At 70.2% G+C, this 1,609-nt stretch carries 1 protein-coding gene; it reads left to right on the plus strand.

The window, feature by feature from the left end; translation table 11 throughout:
• Nucleotides 1-18: 18 nt before the first annotated feature.
• Nucleotides 19-1,609, plus strand: a 1,591-nt coding sequence (locus tag ABZ624_RS43000) for a polyketide synthase dehydratase domain-containing protein (RefSeq protein WP_360101208.1), incomplete at its 3' end; no start/stop codon positions are given.

The raw sequence follows: 1,609 nt of genomic DNA on the forward strand, positions 1-1,609 counted from the left end.
GCGTTCCACTCACCCCGGATGGACGGGATGCTGACGCAGTTCCGCCAGATCGCCGCCCAACTGACCTACCACACCCCCCGGATCCCCGTCGTCTCCACCGTGACCGGCCGCCTGGCCACAGACGATGAGCTGCGCTCACCGGACTACTGGGCCACACAGGTCCGCGAGGCCGTCCGCTTCGCCGACGCGGCACGCACCCTTCAGTCCGAAGGGGTTACCACGCTGCTGGAGCTGGGCCCCGACGGGGTGCTCTCCGCCCTGGTCGACGCGACCGTCGAGGACAGCGGCGCCGCCCAGGACACCGTGGTGTGTGTACCGGCGCTGCGCTCGGGACGTCCTGAGACGGCCACCCTCGTCACGGCCCTCGGCCGACTCCATGCCCGGGGCGTCCCGGTGGACTGGCGCGCCTTCTTCGCGGACAGCGGAGCCCGTCGCGTCGACCTGCCCACCTACGCCTTCCAGACCTCGCGCCACTGGCTCACCGCCACTGGGGTGTCCGCCGACGCCGGCGGCCTGGGTCTCACACCGACCGGTCATCCCCTGATCGGCGCCATGGTGCGCCCTGCGGACGGCGGCGATCTGCTGTTCACCGGCCATCTGTCGCCCACCGCGCATCCATGGCTGGCGGACCACACCATCCAGGGCACGACGCTCTTCCCCGGTACAGGTCTGTTGGACCTGGCCCTGCGGGCGGCCGAAGAGGTCGGCCTCCAGCGAGTCGAGGAGCTGACCTTGACCGCCCCGCTGGTGATTCCGGAGCGCGGGGGCGTGCAACTCCAGCTCATCGTCGGCGAGCCCGACGACTGCGACGCGCGGCGGATTGATGTGTTCGGGCGTGTGGAGGGTGATGGGGGTGGGTGGACGGTGCATGCCAGTGGTCGGTTGACGGCTGGTGTGGGCTCGGGTGAGGGGCTGGGTGTGTGGCCGCCGGTGGGTGTGGTGGAGGTAGATGTCGAGGGTGTGTATGAGCGGTTGGCGGAGGCTGGTTTTGCTTATGGTCCGGGGTTTGCCGGTCTTCGTCGGGTGTGGCGGGGTGAGGGCGAGGTGTTCGCCGAGGTGGTGTTGGGTGAGGAGTGGCGGTCGGATGCGGGGCGGTTTGTGGTGCATCCGGCGTTGCTGGATGCGGCGTTGCATCCGTTGTTGCCTGGTGTGGTGGACGGGGATGTTCCGGGGCGGCTTCCGTTTGCGTGGAGTGGGGCCGAGGTTCACGCTGTGGGTGCCTCTGCGCTGCGGGTCCGGCTGAGGAGCACGGGTGCGGACACGGTGGCCTTGGCTGTCGCGGACGCCGGCGGGGCACCCGTGGCTTCGGTGGAGTCGCTGGTGCTGCGGCCACCGGCCGGGGCGGTCGTGCGGGGTGATGGTCTGTTCCGGGTGGAGTGGCAGCGGATCGTGATGCCGGAGGGTGCTGCGGGCGGGGTGGACGGTGCGGACGTTGTCGTACGGATCGCGGGTGAGGATGCGCCACGTCGGGCGCTCGTGCTGGTCCGGCAGTTCCTCGATGACGAGGCGGCGGATGGGGGTTCGCGTCTTGTGGTGGTGACGTCGGGTGCGGTTGCGGCTGGTGAGGGTGAGGATGTCGTGGATCTGGGTGCGGCGCCGGTGTGGGGTT

Source organism: Streptomyces sp. NPDC007205 (assembly GCF_040634095.1).
Classification (GTDB): domain Bacteria; phylum Actinomycetota; class Actinomycetes; order Streptomycetales; family Streptomycetaceae; genus Streptomyces.